The 15,121-nt window shown below is 71.2% G+C and carries 17 protein-coding genes; 12 read left to right on the top strand and 5 right to left on the bottom strand.

Annotated features, from left to right (window positions below):
• Nucleotides 1-504: PhoH family protein (locus PLL68_RS00795; protein ID WP_324530722.1), on the top strand; the 504-nt coding region annotated here is incomplete at its 5' end.
• Between the two features lie 162 nt (nucleotides 505-666).
• Complete coding sequence (locus tag PLL68_RS00790) at nucleotides 667-1,401, top strand: aggregation-promoting factor C-terminal-like domain-containing protein (RefSeq protein ID WP_324530720.1); 735 nt, start codon at nucleotides 667-669, stop codon at nucleotides 1,399-1,401.
• Between the two features lie 3 nt (nucleotides 1,402-1,404).
• On the opposite strand, the gene coaA is transcribed toward PLL68_RS00790, so the two are convergent.
• On the bottom strand, nucleotides 1,405-2,370 hold the full coding sequence (gene coaA / locus PLL68_RS00785; RefSeq protein ID WP_324530718.1) for a type I pantothenate kinase: 966 nt from the start codon (nucleotides 2,368-2,370) through the stop codon (nucleotides 1,405-1,407).
• 72 nt (nucleotides 2,371-2,442) lie between these two features.
• Between coaA and glmS the strand changes: the two genes are divergently transcribed.
• The 9 genes from glmS to tsaD are packed head-to-tail and all read left to right on the top strand — an operon-like array spanning nucleotide 2,443 to nucleotide 11,193.
• Nucleotides 2,443-4,302 (top strand): glutamine--fructose-6-phosphate transaminase (isomerizing), encoded by a 1,860-nt coding sequence (gene glmS, locus PLL68_RS00780; RefSeq protein ID WP_324530716.1) that lies wholly within the window; start codon nucleotides 2,443-2,445, stop codon nucleotides 4,300-4,302.
• A gap of 6 nt (nucleotides 4,303-4,308) precedes the next feature.
• Nucleotides 4,309-4,686 carry a holo-ACP synthase gene (locus tag PLL68_RS00775; RefSeq protein ID WP_324530714.1) on the top strand — a complete coding sequence of 126 codons (378 nt, stop codon included), beginning with the start codon at nucleotides 4,309-4,311 and terminating at the stop codon, nucleotides 4,684-4,686.
• Nucleotides 4,683-6,203, top strand: a complete 1,521-nt coding sequence (locus PLL68_RS00770; RefSeq protein WP_324530712.1) for a bifunctional ADP-dependent NAD(P)H-hydrate dehydratase/NAD(P)H-hydrate epimerase — start codon at nucleotides 4,683-4,685, stop codon at nucleotides 6,201-6,203. Before PLL68_RS00775 ends, PLL68_RS00770 begins: the two co-directional genes overlap by 4 nt.
• A gap of 13 nt (nucleotides 6,204-6,216) precedes the next feature.
• A complete protein-coding gene (alr, locus tag PLL68_RS00765) occupies nucleotides 6,217-7,383 on the top strand; it encodes an alanine racemase (protein WP_324530711.1) in 1,167 nt (388 codons plus the stop codon).
• Between the two features lie 47 nt (nucleotides 7,384-7,430).
• Nucleotides 7,431-8,549 (top strand): alpha/beta fold hydrolase, encoded by a 1,119-nt coding sequence (locus PLL68_RS00760; protein WP_324530708.1) that lies wholly within the window; start codon nucleotides 7,431-7,433, stop codon nucleotides 8,547-8,549.
• Complete coding sequence (tsaE, locus tag PLL68_RS00755) at nucleotides 8,546-9,040, top strand: tRNA (adenosine(37)-N6)-threonylcarbamoyltransferase complex ATPase subunit type 1 TsaE (protein WP_324530706.1); 495 nt, start codon at nucleotides 8,546-8,548, stop codon at nucleotides 9,038-9,040. Before PLL68_RS00760 ends, tsaE begins: the two co-directional genes overlap by 4 nt.
• Complete coding sequence (tsaB, locus tag PLL68_RS00750; RefSeq protein WP_324530704.1) at nucleotides 9,034-9,693, top strand: tRNA (adenosine(37)-N6)-threonylcarbamoyltransferase complex dimerization subunit type 1 TsaB; 660 nt, start codon at nucleotides 9,034-9,036, stop codon at nucleotides 9,691-9,693. The genes tsaE and tsaB overlap by 7 nt, the downstream gene beginning before the upstream one ends.
• Nucleotides 9,690-10,157, top strand: a complete 468-nt coding sequence (gene rimI, locus PLL68_RS00745) for a ribosomal protein S18-alanine N-acetyltransferase (RefSeq protein WP_324530702.1) — start codon at nucleotides 9,690-9,692, stop codon at nucleotides 10,155-10,157. Before tsaB ends, rimI begins: the two co-directional genes overlap by 4 nt.
• A complete protein-coding gene (gene tsaD / locus PLL68_RS00740; RefSeq protein ID WP_324530700.1) occupies nucleotides 10,150-11,193 on the top strand; it encodes a tRNA (adenosine(37)-N6)-threonylcarbamoyltransferase complex transferase subunit TsaD in 1,044 nt (347 codons plus the stop codon). Before rimI ends, tsaD begins: the two co-directional genes overlap by 8 nt.
• A 574-nt stretch (nucleotides 11,194-11,767) precedes the next feature.
• Here the strand turns inward: tsaD and PLL68_RS00735 are convergent.
• Both PLL68_RS00735 and PLL68_RS00730 read right to left on the bottom strand, forming a co-directional pair.
• Nucleotides 11,768-12,265 carry an ASCH domain-containing protein gene (locus PLL68_RS00735; protein WP_324530698.1) on the bottom strand — a complete coding sequence of 166 codons (498 nt, stop codon included), beginning with the start codon at nucleotides 12,263-12,265 and terminating at the stop codon, nucleotides 11,768-11,770.
• Nucleotides 12,266-12,268: 3 nt separating this feature from the next.
• Entirely contained in the window at nucleotides 12,269-12,451 is a 183-nt protein-coding gene (locus PLL68_RS00730; protein ID WP_324530696.1) for a hypothetical protein, read from the bottom strand.
• Between the two features lie 36 nt (nucleotides 12,452-12,487).
• Between PLL68_RS00730 and PLL68_RS00725 the strand changes: the two genes are divergently transcribed.
• The gene (locus PLL68_RS00725; RefSeq protein WP_324530694.1) at nucleotides 12,488-13,081 is read left to right on the top strand and encodes a GNAT family N-acetyltransferase; all 594 of its coding nucleotides are present in this window, start codon (nucleotides 12,488-12,490) and stop codon (nucleotides 13,079-13,081) included.
• A 517-nt stretch (nucleotides 13,082-13,598) separates the two neighbouring features.
• On the opposite strand, the gene PLL68_RS00720 is transcribed toward PLL68_RS00725, so the two are convergent.
• Together PLL68_RS00720 and PLL68_RS00715 are read right to left on the bottom strand one after the other, a co-directional pair.
• Nucleotides 13,599-13,958 carry a hypothetical protein gene (locus tag PLL68_RS00720; protein WP_324530692.1) on the bottom strand — a complete coding sequence of 120 codons (360 nt, stop codon included), beginning with the start codon at nucleotides 13,956-13,958 and terminating at the stop codon, nucleotides 13,599-13,601.
• Nucleotides 13,959-14,006: 48 nt separating this feature from the next.
• On the bottom strand, nucleotides 14,007-15,121 hold a 1,115-nt coding region (locus tag PLL68_RS00715), incomplete at its 5' end, for an IS1634 family transposase (RefSeq protein WP_324530690.1).

Here is a 15,121-nt window from a genome sequence, read left to right as displayed (position 1 = left end):
GTCATGGAGCGGCGCCAGCAGCGCAAGGTCGTCGTCTTCCGGCCGCTGTACGCGGTGGGCGGTCAGGAGCTCGGCTACCTGCCCGGTGACGCCGCCGAGAAGATGAACCCGTGGGGGCAGGCCGTCTTCGACACCCTCTCCGCGGTGGTGTCGCGCGAGGTGGTCGAGGAGATCCTCGACCGCGGGATGCTCGAGGTGCTGCCCCTGACCCACATCAGGGGCCGGTCCCTGCACGACGCGTTCGTCATCGTCGACGAGGCCCAGAGCCTGGAGCGCAACGTGCTGCTCACCGTTCTCTCGCGCATCGGGCAGAACTCCCGCGTCGTGCTGACCCACGACGTCGCCCAGCGCGACAACCTGCGGGTGGGCCGTCACGACGGTGTCGTCGCGGTGGTCGAGGCGCTCAAGGGGCACCCGCTCTTCGCCCACGTGACGCTCACGCGGTCCGAGCGCAGCCCCATCGCCGCGCTCGTCACCGACCTCCTCGAGGGCATCGACGTCTGAGCACATCGACGTCTGAGCACATCGACTTCTGAACAGGCGATTTCACCCAACGCCGCCTGACCCCGTAACCTTGTGTCTCGATTCGGTAACGACGTGAGTGCTCCACCGGCTGCGTCCAGCCCCCCCTGAGCATCTCCCGCACGAGAGGTCCCCTGCCTGCCCATGGCTCGCTACACCGCGCGTCACGCGCCTCGCCATGCCGCCGCGCGCCCCGAGCGCAGCGGGCTGCGCCGCGCTCTCGCAGCGACCGGTGCGCGACCGGTGCTGGCGAGCGGGGCAGTGGCTGCGGTGCTCGCCGGAGGTGCCCTCGCGGTCTCGGTCGGGGAGAGCCAGGCCCGCGCCGAGGCGATGACCTTCGCGGTCGACGGGCTCACCGAGCAGACCTCGACGGAGCAGCTCGCCGCCGAGGAGGAGGATGCCGCTCGCGTCGCGACTGCGCGCACCGACACCAACGCGGCCCGCTCGGCCGTCGCGGCCCGTGAGGCCGAGCGAGCACGCCTCGCAGCGGCGAAGGCCCTGGCCGCACGTCAGGCCAAGGCGAAGGCGGCCGCACGCGCTGCCGAGCGCAAGCGCATCGTCGCCGACGCCAAGAAGGACCCGAAGGCCGCTGCTCGGCTGCTCATGCCGGAGTACGGCTTCGGTCAGGGCCAGTGGTCCTGCCTCGAGCGCCTGTGGATCGGTGAGAGCGGCTGGAAGTGGAACGCCGAGAACCCGTCATCCGGCGCCTACGGCATCCCGCAGTCGCTCCCGGCCAGCAAGATGGCGACCATGGGCAAGGACTACCGCACCAACCCGGTGACCCAGATCCGGTGGGGGCTGGACTACATCAAGAAGTCGTACGGCACCCCGTGCAACGCCCTGAGCAAGTGGAACAGCCGCTCCCCGCACTGGTACTGATCGTCAGATCTTGCGCAGCCGGATGCCGGTGACCGCGTGGTCGGCGCCCTTGCTCAGCACGAGCGTCGCGCGGTCCCGGGTCGGCAGGACGTTCTCGACGAGGTTCGGCTCGTTGATCTGCTCCCAGATCCGGCGCGCCGTGGCGACCGCCTCGTCGTCGCTGAGAGCGGCGTAGCGGTGGAAGTAGGACTTGGGGTCGGCGAACGCGGTCTCCCGCAGGCGGAGGAACCGTTGCACGTACCAGGTGCGGATCTCCTCGACGGGTGCGTCGACGTACACCGAGAAGTCGAAGTAGTCCGAGATCGCGCCGGTGCTCGTGCCGTCCGGGCGGACCTGTGGAGGCTGCAGGACGTTGAGTCCCTCGACGATGAGCACGTCGGGGCGCCGCACGCTCACGCTGCCGGGGAGGACGTCGTACGTGAGGTGCGAGTACATCGGAGCCTGGACGGACGGCATCCCTGACTTCACGTCGGCGATGAACCTCATGAGCGCGCGGCGGTCGTAGGACTCCGGGAAGCCCTTGCGCTGCAGCAGGCCCCGACGCTCGAGCTCGGCGTTCGGGTAGAGGAAGCCGTCGGTGGTGACGAGCTCGACGCGTGGCGTCTGCGGCCAGCGACTCATCAGCTCCTTGAGGATGCGGGCCGTCGTCGACTTGCCGACCGCCACCGACCCGGCCACGCCGACGACGAACGGGACCCGGGTCGGCCGCTCGCCGAGAAACTCGCTCGTGGCGAGCCGCAGCCCGTGGGTGGCCTCGACGTAGAAGTGCAGCAGCCGCGACAGGGGGAGGTAGACCTCCTCGACCTCGCGCAGGTCGAGCCGGTCACCCAGACCCCGTAGCCGCGCGAGGTCGCGCTGCTCCAGGCTCATCGGGTGGTTCTCGCGCAGCCTCGACCACGCGGCGCGGTCGAGGTCGACGTACGGCGTCGGCGCCGTGGCTCGCTCCTGGGTGGCGCTCACCCGCGCCATTGTTGCGTATGCCGTGCCGCTTCTCGTGGCTGCGCCGCGCTCGGCCCTCCTGCTCGCACTACGCTGGGGTCCATGTGCGGAATCGTCGGCTACGTGGGCCGGACCATGGACGACACGGCCCTCAACGTCGTGATGGAGGGGCTCGCGAGGCTCGAGTACCGGGGGTACGACTCGGCCGGCGTGGCGCTCGTCACCGAGGACGGTGTCGCCACCGAGAAGCGGTCGGGCAAGCTCGAGAACCTGCGTTCGGCGCTGGAGGCGCACCCGCTGGCGCCGTCGCGCACCGGCATCGGACACACCCGGTGGGCCACCCACGGCGGCCCGACCGACGGCAACGCCCACCCGCACCGTGGTGGCGAGGGCAACCGCCTCGCGCTGATCCACAACGGCATCATCGAGAACTTCCACTCCCTGAAGAAGCAGCTGCTCGCCGAGGGCGTGGAGTTCAGCTCCGAGACCGACACCGAGGTCGCCGCCAAGCTCGTCGGCCGCGAGTACGACCGCCTGGGTGACCTGACCGAGGCCATGCGCGCCGTGGTCAGCCGCCTCGAAGGCGCCTTCACGCTGCTGGCCGTGCACGCCGACAGCCCCGGGGTCGTCGTCGGGGCCCGTCGAAACAGCCCGCTGGTCGTCGGCCTCGGGGACGGTGCGAACTTCCTCGGCAGCGACGTCGCGGCCTTCATCGGCTACACCCGCCACGCGCTCGAGCTCGGCCAGGACCAGATCGTCACGATCACCCCGGACGGCTACGAGGTGATCGCCTTCGACGGCACCCCCGCCGACGGCAAGGCCTACGAGGTCACGTGGGACGCCGCAGCCGCCGAGAAGGGCGGCTACGAGACCTTCATGGAGAAGGAGATCTACGAGCAGCCGCACGCGGTCGCCGACACCCTGCTCGGGCGCACCGACGACGAAGGTCGCCTCGTGCTCGACGAGGTGCGCATCTCCGAGGAGCAGCTCGGGCAGATCGACCGCATCGTCGTCGTCGCCTGTGGCACCGCCGCGTACTCGGGGATGGTCGCGAAGTACGCCATCGAGCACTGGACCCGGATCCCGGTCGAGGTCTCGCTGGCCCACGAGTTCCGCTACAGCGACCCGATCGCCGACTCCCGCACCCTCGTGGTCTCCATCAGCCAGTCCGGCGAGACCATGGACACGTTGATGGCGGTCAAGCACGCCCGAGAGCTGGGCGCGCTCACCCTGTCGATCTGCAACACCCACGGCTCGACCATCCCGCGTGAGTCCGACGCCGTGCTCTACACCCACGCCGGGCCCGAGGTGGCGGTGGCCTCGACCAAGGGCTTCACCTCCCAGATCACCGCCGCCTACGTGCTCGGGCTCTACCTCGCGCAGATGCGTGGCGGTGAGCACGCTGTCAACGCCCAGGCGGTCATGCGTGAGCTGCGTGGCCTGCCCGACCACATCCAGACGGTGCTCGACCGGATGGACCGGGTCATCGAGATCGCCCGCTTCATGGCCGACAGCCGGTCGGTGCTCTTCCTCGGGCGCAACGTCGGCTACCCGATCGCGTTGGAGGGTGCCCTCAAGCTCAAGGAGATCGCCTACATCCACGCCGAGGGCTTCGCGGCCGGTGAGCTCAAGCACGGCCCGATCGCGCTCATCGAGCCCGGCCAGCCGGTGTTCATCGTCGTGCCCGGCCCGGACACCCCGCACGAGCTGCACAAGAAGGTCGTCTCCAACATCCAGGAGATCCGGGCCCGCGGGGCACGCACCCTGGTGATCGCCGAGGACGGCGACGAGGACGTCGTGCCCTTCGCCGACGAGGTGATCCGGGTGCCCGCGACGTTGCCGCTGCTCATGCCGCTGCTGACGATCGTGCCGCTGCAGATCTTCGCGCTGCACCTGGCCACGGCAAAGGGGTTGGACGTCGACCAGCCGCGCAACCTCGCCAAGAGCGTCACCGTTGAGTGAGGGGTCGTGATCCTGGGGGTCGGGATCGACGTCGTCGACGTGGCTCGCTTCGGCGCGGCGCTCGAGCGCACCCCGTCCCTGCGTGATCGACTCTTCACACCGCGCGAGCGCGAGATGGCGCTGAACTCCAAGGCGGCGCGGTTCGCCGCCAAGGAGGCCCTGGCCAAGGCCCTGGGTGCACCTGCCGGCATGCAGTGGCAGGACGCCGAGGTCCACCGCGGCCCCGACGGCCGCCCGCACTTCGAGGTGCGCGGAACCGTCGACGCACGGGTGCAGGCGCTGGGGATCACCTCGATCCACGTCTCGCTCTCGCACGACGCCGGGATCGCCTCGGCGGTGGTCGTCGCCGAGGGACCCGGTGCTTCACTGGAGTCGTCGGCGTGAACCGGGCGTGGTCGACGGATGCCGTGTACGGCGCCGAGGCGGCGCTCATGGCCACGCTGCCCGACGGTGAGCTGATGGCCCGGGCGGTCGAGGGGCTTGCCCTCGTGGCGGCCGCCCGCCTCCAGGAGTGCGACGGTGCGGCAGTCGCCGCCCTCGTCGGGCCCGGCAACAACGGCGCTGACGCCCTGTACGCGGTGGCGCGGCTGGCCGAGGCCGGCTGGAACGCGGTCGCCCTGCACGACGAGGTCGTGCACGAGGGGGCACGGGCCGCCGCCGAGGAGGCTGGGGTCCTGCTCACGACCGACCCGGCAGCGTTGGCCGAGGCCGACGTGGTGCTCGACGGCATCCTCGGTATCGGGGCACGCCCGGGCCTGCCGCCGTGGGCTGCTGCCTGGGTGGCCGCAGTGCCCGACACGGCATACGTCATCGCCGTCGACCTTCCCTCGGGACAGGACCCGATGGGCGGGGCGCTCGACCCCGACGGGGTCTTCGCCGACGAGACGGTGACCTTCTCGGTGCCCAAGCCGGTGCACCTGCTGCCGCCCACCGAGCAGGCGTGCGGCATCCTCACCGTCGTCGACATCGGCCTCGAGCTGGCCGCCGACCCGGTGGTGCTGCGCCTCGACCACGACGACGTCGCGGCCCTGTGGCCGGTGCCGACACCGGCCGATGACAAGTACTCGAGAGGCGTCGTCGGGGTCGTCGCCGGTGGTGAGGCGTACACGGGGGCTGCGGTGCTCGCCGTCACGGCGGCCGTCGAGTCCGGTGCGGGCATGGTGCGCTACGTCGGCACGCCCACCCCGAGCGCCCTCGTGCGCGCGGCCGTGCCCGAGGCCGTCCACGGGCCCGGCCGGGTGCAGGCCTGGGTGATCGGACCGGGGCTCGACGTCGAGGCCACCGGCGCCGACGCCGCTGCCCAGCTCGAGGTGGCGCGTGCCGCTCTTGCCGGCGACGAGCCGGTCGTCCTCGATGCCGGCGGGCTCGACCTCGTCGATGCCGACTTCGTGCGGCTGCGGACCGGGCGTGCGACGCTGCTGACCCCGCACGCCGGGGAGTGTGCCCGCCTCCTCAGCCGCCTGAGCGTTGCCGGCCCGGGCGTCCCTGGAGCGACCTCTCGGTCGATCTCGGGACAGGGGGAGGTGACGCGGGGGCAGGTCGAGGCCTCCCCGGTCGCCCACGCCAAGGCCCTCGCCGTCGCCACCGGCGCCACCGTCCTGCTCAAGGGCTCGACCACCGTCGTCGTCGGGCCCGGTGAGGGCGCCCCGGCCTGGTCCCAGGCTGACGCGCCCGCCTGGCTCGGCACCGCCGGTGCGGGCGACGTCCTCGCCGGGTTGCTCGGCACGCTCGTGGCCGCCGGGCTGCCGCCCGACTCGGCCGGGGCGCTCGGCGCCCTCGTGCACGGCGTCGCTGCGGACCGCGCCAACCCGGGAGGCCCGGTGCGGGCACTGCGGGTCGCCCACGGCATCCCGGATGCCGTTGCTCACCTGCTGGGTCGCGCCACCAACCGCTCGTCCTAGACTCAACAGGCCCATGACAACTCCTCCCGCTCCCGTGCCCGCGCCCGCGGGTGCTTCGGCGTGGGTGAGCATCGACCTCGACGCGATCCGCGACAACGTCGCCGAACTCGTGCGCCGGGCCGCCCCGGCGCAGGTGCTGGCCGTCGTCAAGGCCGACGCCTACGGTCACGGGCTGGTCGACAGCGCGCGCGCCGCGCTCGCGGGTGGCGCCTCGTGGCTCGGCGTGGCCCAGCTCGCCGAGGCCCTGCGCCTGCGCGAGGCAGGGATCACGGCCCCGCTGCTCACCTGGCTCTTCGCGCCCGGCGCCGACATCGGTGGGGCCATCGACGCCGACATCGAGGTGACCGTCGGGAGCATGTGGTCCTTGGATGCCGTCCTCGCGGCCGTGCGTGAGCGTGGCGCTCCCGCACGCATCCAGGTCAAGGTCGACACCGGACTCGGGCGCGGCGGCATCCTCACCGACTGGCCGCAGATGGTGGCGCGCCTCGCCGCGGCGCAGGCCGAGGGCGCGGTCGAGGTGACCGGCGTGTGGTCGCACTTCGCGTGGGCCGATGCACCGCAGCACCCGACGGTGCGGGCCCAGCAGGTGCGCTTCGAGGAAGCCTGCGACGAGCTTGCTCGTGCCGGGGTGCGACCCCCGCTGCGCCACCTGGCCAACTCCGCGGCGACGCTGACCAACCCGAGCGCCCACTTCGACCTCGTGCGGCCCGGGCTCGCGGTCTACGGGCTCTCACCGGTGCCCGACCTCGGCGACAGCGCGCACTTCGGCCTGCGTGAGGCGATGCGGGTCACGGCTCGCCTCTCCGTGGTGAAGCGGGCGGCTGCGGGGCAAGGGGTCAGCTACGGGCACGAGTACGTCACCGACCGCGACACCGTGCTCGGCCTCGTGCCGATGGGGTACGCCGACGGCATCCCGCGTGCAGCCGGGGGAGCCGGGCCGATGCTCGTCGGCGATCGGCGCCTCACCATCGCGGGGCGGGTGTGCATGGACCAGGTCGTCCTCGACCTCGGGCCGGACTTCGCAGGCGCGGCCGGGGACGAGGTGGTGGTGCTCGGGCGGGCAGCCGACGGTGAGCCGTCCGCGCAGGACTGGGCGCAGGCTGCCGGCACCATCAACTACGAGATCGTCACCCGGATGAGCCCTCGCCTGCCGCGGGTCCTGCTCGGGGGGCCGTTCTGATGGCGCGGTTCGGACCACTCGGGCCGGTGGCCACGGTCGCGAGCGCCGTGGGTGAACGGGTCACGCGGGCGCGCGCCGGCTACCGGTCGGTCGACGCCCCCGACGGCTGGGCGCACACCCCGACCGAGGCCCTCATCGTCACCACCGAGGACGGCGTGGCCCTGCACGTCGAGATCGATGCCCCCGACACGACGAGCCTGAGTCGGCGCCACCTCGCGGGCCGCACTCCGACGGTGGTGCTCGTGCACGGGTTCGCCCTGACCATGCAGTCCTGGGTCCTGCAGCGCCGCTCGCTGAAGCACTCGGGCTTCCGGGTCGTCAGCTACGACCAGCGCGGCCACGGCCGCTCCGGCATGCCCGACCTCGAGCGGTGCACCATCGACCAGCTCGGGCGCGACCTGGCTGCCGTGCTCGACGCCACCTGCACGTCCGGGCCGGTGGTGCTCGTCGGGCACTCGATGGGTGGCATGACGATCATGTCCTACGCGGGGCAGCACCGCGACGTCGTGCGCGACCGCGTGCTCGCGGTGGCCCTGGTCTCGACGAGCCCCGGCGGCGACGAGATGACCGAGTTCGGGTTGGGCACGACGGCGGGACGGGTCGTCGGCTCGTTCGGGCCGACCGTGCTGACCCGGCTCTCGCGGCACGCCGGCCCGATCGGTGCCCTGCGCAAGATGGGCAAGGGTGTGCAGGATGCCGCGGTGCAGCGGTGGGCGTTCGACTCGCCGGTGAGCACCGACCTCGTCCAGCTGGTCGGGGACATGATCTTCGGGACGTCCTTCGACGTCATGGCTGCCTTCCTCCCAGACATGGACGCCCTCGACATCAGTGGGGAGCTGACGGCCCTCGTCGGCGTCGAGACGCTGGTCATCAACGGCGACGGTGACCTCATCACCCCGCCGTCGCACAGCGAGGAGATCGTGCGTCGCATCCCCGGGGCCGAACACGTCGTCGTCGAGGACGCCGGGCACATCCTGCAGCTCGAGCACCCGCAGGTGGTCACGCAGCAGCTGCTCATGCTCATCGGCCGCGCCCAGCGCGCCGTCGCCGAAGGGTTGCCGGTCAGCGACAAGCCGCGGGTTCGCCGCACCGTGCAGGACATCTCCAAGAAGCGTCGGGTGGCGCGGGCGAAGTCCCGCCGGGCCGGTCGCGAGGCGGCGTCGTGACCGCGCGGCAGATCGTGCTGCCGGGGGTCGAGGACACCCAGGCCCTGGGGCGTGCGCTCGGTGCCCTCCTGCGTGCGGGGGACCTGGTCGTGCTGACCGGTGGCCTGGGTGCGGGAAAGACCACCCTCACCCAGGGGCTCGGTGACGGGCTCGGGGTGCGGGGCCCGGTGACCTCGCCGACGTTCGTCATCGCCCGGGTGCACCCCTCGCTCGTCGGGGGCCCGGTGCTCGTGCACGTCGACGCCTACCGACTCGGCGGCGCGCTCGAGCTCGACGCTCTCGACCTCGATGCCTCCGTCGAGGACGGCGTCACCGTTGTCGAGTGGGGGCAGGGGCTGGCCGAGGACCTCAGTGAGAACCGGCTCGAGGTCGTGCTCGACGTCGACCCGGCCACCGAGGTGCGCACCGTGACCGTGACCGGCCTCGGCGGGCGCTGGACGTCCGACGACGCAGCTGCCGCCCTGGCGGCCCTGGGAGGGGAGCCGTGCTGATCCTCGGCATCGACACGTCGACGTCCGCGATCGGGGCCGGGCTCAGCGACGGCCTCGGGGTCGTCGCGGCCGCGCACCACGTCGATGCCCGCGGGCACACCGAGCAGCTCGCGCCGCTCATCGCGACGCTGCTCGCGGACAACGACCTCACCCCGGGCGACCTCACCGGGGTCGTCGTCGGCAACGGTCCGGGGCCGTTCACGGGCCTGCGGGTCGGCATGGTGACGGGCGTGACGATGGCTCACGCCCTCGGCATCCCGGTGTTCGGGCTGTGCTCACTCGACGTGCTGGCCCATCAGGGGGCTGCGGCGACGCACGGCGAGATCCTCGTCGCGACCGATGCGCGGCGCAAGGAGGTCTACTGGGCCCGCTACCGCATCGAGTCGGATGCCGTGGAGCGCCTGTCGGGGCCGGCCGTCGACCGCCCCGCGGAGCTGCTCGAGGACGTGCGTGCCCTGCCGACGCTGGGTCGCGGCCCGGTGCTCTACCCGGACCTGTTCCCGCAGGCCGTGGAGATCCTCGACGTGGATGCCGGTGTCCTCGCGCTCGTCGGTGCCCGGGGCATCGTCGCCGGGTCGCCGATGCCGGTCGAGCCGCTCTACCTGCGCCGCCCCGACGCCCTGACCAGCGCGCAGCGGGGAGCCACCTCGTGAGCACCCTGCGTGACGTGCACTGGACCGACATCGAGCAGCTGGCGCAGCTGGAGCGCGAGCTGTTCGCCGACGACGCCTGGTCGCAGCAGACCTGGTGGGCCGAGCTCGCCGGGCGTCCGCGCCGCGACTACGTGGCCGAGGTCGAGGGTGCTGAGGTGCTCGGGTACGCCGGCCTCGACCACGGCGGCGACGTGGCCGACGTCATGACGATCGCGGTCGCACCGTCGGCACGGGGCCGGGGCCTGGGTCGGCGACTGCTCGACGAGCTCGAGACGCGAGCGAGGGCCGGGCGGGCGGCATCCGTCATGCTCGAGGTGCGCGCCGACAACGCCGCGGCCATCGGGCTCTACGACCGGGCGGGGTACACCGTCGTCAGCACGCGCCGGCGCTACTACCAACCGGGCGACATCGACGCCCTCGTGATGCGAAAGATCCTGTCCGACGCGGAGGTTGGCGGTGAGTGACCAGCCGTTGGTGCTCGGCATCGAGACGTCGTGCGACGAGACCGGGGTCGGCATCGTGCGGGGCGAGACGCTGCTCGTCGACGCGATCGCGAGCAGTGTCGACGAGCACGCCCGCTTCGGGGGAGTGGTGCCCGAGGTCGCGAGCCGCGCCCACCTCGAGGCGATGGTGCCGACGATCGAACGCGCCTGCACCACTGCGGGAGTGAGCCTTCGTGACCTGGATGCCGTCGCCGTCACCTCCGGGCCGGGGTTGGCCGGTGCGCTCATGGTGGGGGTGGCGTCGGCCAAGGCGTTGGCGCTCTCGCTCGGGGTGCCGCTCTACGGCGTGAACCACCTCGCCAGCCACGTCGCCGTCGACATCGTCGAGCACGGGCCGTTGCCCGAGCCGACCTTGGCGCTGCTGGTGTCCGGGGGGCACTCCTCGCTGCTGCTCGTGCCCGACGTCACGCACGACGTGCGCAGCCTGGGGTCGACCATCGACGATGCGGCGGGGGAGGCGTTCGACAAGGTGGCCCGGGTGCTCGGGTTGCCCTTCCCCGGCGGTCCGCACATCGACCGGGCGGCGCGTGACGGGCAGGTCGTCATCGACTTCCCGCGCGGGTTGACCCAGGGGCGCGACATGGAGCGGCACCGGTTCGACTTCTCGTTCTCGGGGCTGAAGACGGCCGTGTCGCGCTGGGTGCAGGCCCGGGAGGCTGCCGGTGAGCCGGTTCCCGTCGCCGACGTGGCCGCGAGCTTCCAGGAGGCGGTCACCGACGTGCTGACCCGCAAGGCCGTGCTCGCCTGCCGGGAGCACGGGGTGGAGAACCTGCAGATCGGCGGCGGGGTCGCGGCCAACTCGCGGCTGCGGGCCATGGCCCAGGAGCGCTGTGATGCCGCGGGCATCGAGCTGCGGGTGCCGCGACCGGGGCTGTGCACCGACAACGGGGCGATGGTGGCGGCGCTGGGAGCGCAGATGGTGCTCAAGGGCCGCCCGGCATCCGACCTGTCGTTGCCGGCCGACTCCTCGATGCCGGTCACCCTCGTGCAGTCCTAGATCGCGGTCCACCCGCGGGCGGGTGCTCCGCTGGACGTGCAACGGCCCGCGAACCGCCATGACTCCAGCCTGAGCGACTCATCTGGGTACCGCTTCTGCACGTCCAGCGAAGCACGCCGGTCGAGCTGCGCCGTCGTTGGTTCTCTACTGATCTCTGCGATCCCGAAGGTCCGCGATGCGCATGGCCCACGGCACGACAACGAACGAGAAGAAGAAGGTGCCGAGTAGGGCGACAAGAGACGCCAACCAGCCAGTCGGGTCGGTGGCCGCCACCCACGCTCCGAGTGGCGCCACGATGATCGCCGCGAAAGCGATCGCTGCCGTGATTCGAGGGACCGGGACGCCGTCGACCCACCACTGACGTTGGTCGCCCCACATGTTGGGCCATGCGGGTAGTTCCTCAGGCAGAGGCCGTTGGTCGTGCTCCTGATCGTGCCGAGCCATGCCGGCCATCTTCGCGCACGCTGGCAGATGATACAGCGGGGTTCGTCACCCCACATTCATGAGCCGATCAACATGGCAAACGTGATCCTGGCTGCTGCGGTGTGCCGTCGCCCGCCGCCGCCAAGCGTGGTCAGGGCGAGGTGTAGAGGACGCTGAAGCGTTCGAGGACGACCGGCATGTCCGGTGAGAAACCACCGTCGGAGTGCTCGGTGAAGAAGCGTTCGTGGGACACCCGCCAGTGCTCGAGGCTCTGGTCACCCTCTCCCTCGTCCCGGGCGTGGTCGGCGTCAACCTCGTCGAACGGGACGACCCGCGTCTCGGTCGTCACGACCAGGGCGCGGGGGTGGCCGGCCCCGTCGAGCACGATGCCGAGCATCCCCGGCGCCGGGAGCGACTCGCCCTCCGCCACGTAGTCCGCGTGCGAGCTGGCGGTGGCGGTCTTCGTCCCGTCGAGGACCAGGCCGAGCAGCTCGTCGGCCTGCTCGGGCGTGGCACCGAAGGCCCACGCCGGGGGACGGAGCGTCCTCACCGGGTCCGGGCCGGAGAAGACGGGCACGCCGCCAAGATTCGCGTGTTCCCGGGCGATCTCCCAGAACGCGTCCAGCTCGTTGTCGTCAGCGGTGACCATGACTCACCATCCCATGCCGTGCCGCTCGCGCCCGACCCGACACATCCGGCCGTCCGTACCGCCCTCTTTGCGGCTTTTCCTTCCTAGGCTGATCCGATGGATGTTGGAGTGCTTGTGATTCTTGGCGGGATCTTGGTCGGCGGCTTCACGCTCGGCATGCTCGTGAGCGGGGCCGGACAGCGCCACGACGAGACGGTCCCGGCCGGGGACTAGTCTCGCGACGTGCCCGAGTTCACCTGGCGAGCGGCCAACGACGCGACGAGCGAGGACGTCGAGGCCGTGTTCGACGCCGGCGGCGCCCGCAAGTGCCGCTGCCAGGCGCTCAAGGTCCCGGGCTGGATCTGGCGCGACACGACCCAGGAGCAGCGCGACGTCGCGCTCCTGGAACAGGCTGGCTGTGGCACGAGCGGCCCCACGTCGGGTCTCGTCGGGTACGTCGACGGTGAGCCGGCCGGTTGGGTCGCCGTCGAGCCGCGGGAGAACTACCCGAGGATCTGGGCCCGGCAGAAGTCGTGGATGCGGATGGACCCCGACCTCGAGGGCGTCTGGTCGGTCACCTGCTTCGTCGTGCGTCCGGGCTTCCGTCGACAGGGACTGATGTACGAGCTCGCGGCAGCCACCGTGGAGTACGGCAGGCAGGTCGGCGCTCGCGTCCTCGAGGGCTACCCCACCGAGCCGGCGCCGGGCAAGACCGTGATCTGGGACGAGGCGTCGGTCGGGCTGCTCCAGGTCTTCCTCGATGCCGGCTACGAGGTCGAGGCGTCTCCCACCCTGCGCCGCAGGGTGGTGCGACACCGACTCGGCGCGCCCTCCTGACGGACTGGTCTACGGCACGCGGAGCTGCTCGCCCTTCCAGCGGCCATGGCCTTCTCGCGGCGTTGCGGCGCACCTCGATGCTCGTGCTTGTGTCCGTGGGTCCGCCCCATCCGGAAGGTTGCAGATCGGTAAGGCGAACAGGCGGCCAAGGGACGCACCCAAGCAGTCCACCCGTGATGCTCGCGTGACCTCATCGGTCCAGCAGCAGTGCCAGCGTCTCGCGGACCTCGTCGAGGGCCGCGGGCCTGACCCTGCCCGAGCGCTCCTGAACCCGAGCCGTGACCACGGATCGCACTTCCGGCACTGCGCCGAGGAACGACCCACGCGCCGGCTGTCTTCATCGGGGGCGATCGGGAGCTCGATGCTGCTCGTGCGGCCGGTCGGCTCAACAGCACGACCTGGACGACAGCACAACGGCACTCGGTGGGGACGGATCCATCTACACCCCTCCGGCCGATCACGAGCAAGCAGGTCATCAGGCGGCGAAAGGACGCAACTCCTCGTCGAGTCGCCGGGCTCACAGCTGGCGCACTCTGCCGTCGAGCGCGACGGCGTAGATGTCGATTTTGAGCACGCCGCGCACTTCTGAGGGCACGCGTGTGACGGCGCGGACGCTTCGAGGGTCGTCTCTGATGACTGCCGCGTAGCGGATCGACGGGTCGTCAGCGTTCTTCATTCGTCTTAGCAGCTGGCCGTAAAGGACGTCGCAATCGATGCCGATGTCGGGACTGCTTCCTTTCGCCTCGCAGAACAGGCGTTGCCCTTGCGGCCCTGTGGCCAGGACGTCGACGAAGTCGACCTGTCGGTCTGTCCGCCAACCCATGGAGGCAAGCCAGCGACAGAACGCGTCCTCGACGGCCTTCTCATCACCCTTCATTCCAGCATCCTCGTGGCAATCTCGCCCGACTCGTGCCACCGGGGTGTGTCACTGAGCGCTGAGGTCGAGGGCGTCGAGGATCGTTTCCGCGGCGGGGGTGAGCGGGTCTTGGGCGAGGTGTTCGTGGCCGGCGATGCGAACTTGGATCTGCTGCAACGGTCGCAGGGTGTTGACGATCTTCTTGATGCTCATCCCGGTGGCGTCTTGCAGGTAGCGGGCGACGGCCAACGCGGCGAACACGATGGTCAGGTGGGCCTCGATCGCGTCGCGGGTGTGGTGGAAGATCGGGCGGGCTCGCAGGTCGCTCTTGCTCATCCGGAACGACGCTTCGACGTGCCACAGCTCGTGGTAGCTGGCGATGACTTCACCGGCGGGCATCACCGTCGCGGGGATGTTGGTGACGTATCCCTTGAGGCCGACCACGCGGCGCGCCCGCGCCAGCGAGGTCTCATCCAGGCTGCGTGAGCCGTTCTTGACGGTCACGAACCTCGGGGTGCGGGCAGCCTTCTCCCCGGCGATCACGGCCTTGGCCCGGTTCTCCTGCAACGTCAGCGTCTTGGCGTCGCGGGCAGCACGTTTGGCCGAGTACGCCCACACCGCCCGCCACGACCGCTCGTGCACGCCCGGGTCCCACACCGGCTCGGCCCGCTTCTTCTCGTCGTTGACACCGCGCGCGGTGGTGGTGGACACCCGCGGGGTGATGGTGTCGATGACCTGAGCGTCGGTGAACGCGTCCCCGTGCCAGCGAAAGTGCGAGGCCAGGTCAGCCGGGGCCTTCGTGGCCCGCGAGCCGACGATGAACCGCAGCCCGGCCTCGTGCAGGTCCTTGAGGTTGCCCGCGGACAGCATCCCGGCATCGGCGACCACGACCATGGCCTCAATGCTGTGCCGCTCCTGGAACTGGCGGATGATCGGGAGCATCGTCGCGGTCTCGGCCTTGTTGCCCTCCCAGCAGCCGATCTCCAACGGGAAACCGGCCCGGTCCACCAGCAGCCCGACAATGATCTGCGGGTCCACACGTCGTTCCTTGGAGTAGCCGACCTTGCGCAGCTCGTCCTCATGCTCGGCCTCGAAGTACAACGTGGTCACGTCGTACAGGCACAGCGACACATCCCCGCTGGTGGAGGCGTGCTCGAAGCACGCGGACGCGACCGTGTCGCGGT

The sequence above is a fragment of the Ornithinibacter sp. genome (assembly GCF_035443565.1).
GTDB lineage: Bacteria > Actinomycetota > Actinomycetes > Actinomycetales > Dermatophilaceae > Fodinibacter.
This window is presented reverse-complemented; position numbering and strand designations above follow the sequence as displayed.

Coding starts and splice junctions, on each gene's coding strand:
- PLL68_RS00790 (WP_324530720.1), top strand. CDS start 667: ATGGCTCGCTACACCGCGCGTCACGCGCCTCGCCATGCCGCCGCGCGC.
- coaA (WP_324530718.1), bottom strand. CDS start 2,370: ATGGCGCGGGTGAGCGCCACCCAGGAGCGAGCCACGGCGCCGACGCCG.
- glmS (WP_324530716.1), top strand. CDS start 2,443: ATGTGCGGAATCGTCGGCTACGTGGGCCGGACCATGGACGACACGGCC.
- alr (WP_324530711.1), top strand. CDS start 6,217: ATGACAACTCCTCCCGCTCCCGTGCCCGCGCCCGCGGGTGCTTCGGCG.
- PLL68_RS00735 (WP_324530698.1), bottom strand. CDS start 12,265: ATGGTCACCGCTGACGACAACGAGCTGGACGCGTTCTGGGAGATCGCC.
- PLL68_RS00720 (WP_324530692.1), bottom strand. CDS start 13,958: ATGAAGGGTGATGAGAAGGCCGTCGAGGACGCGTTCTGTCGCTGGCTT.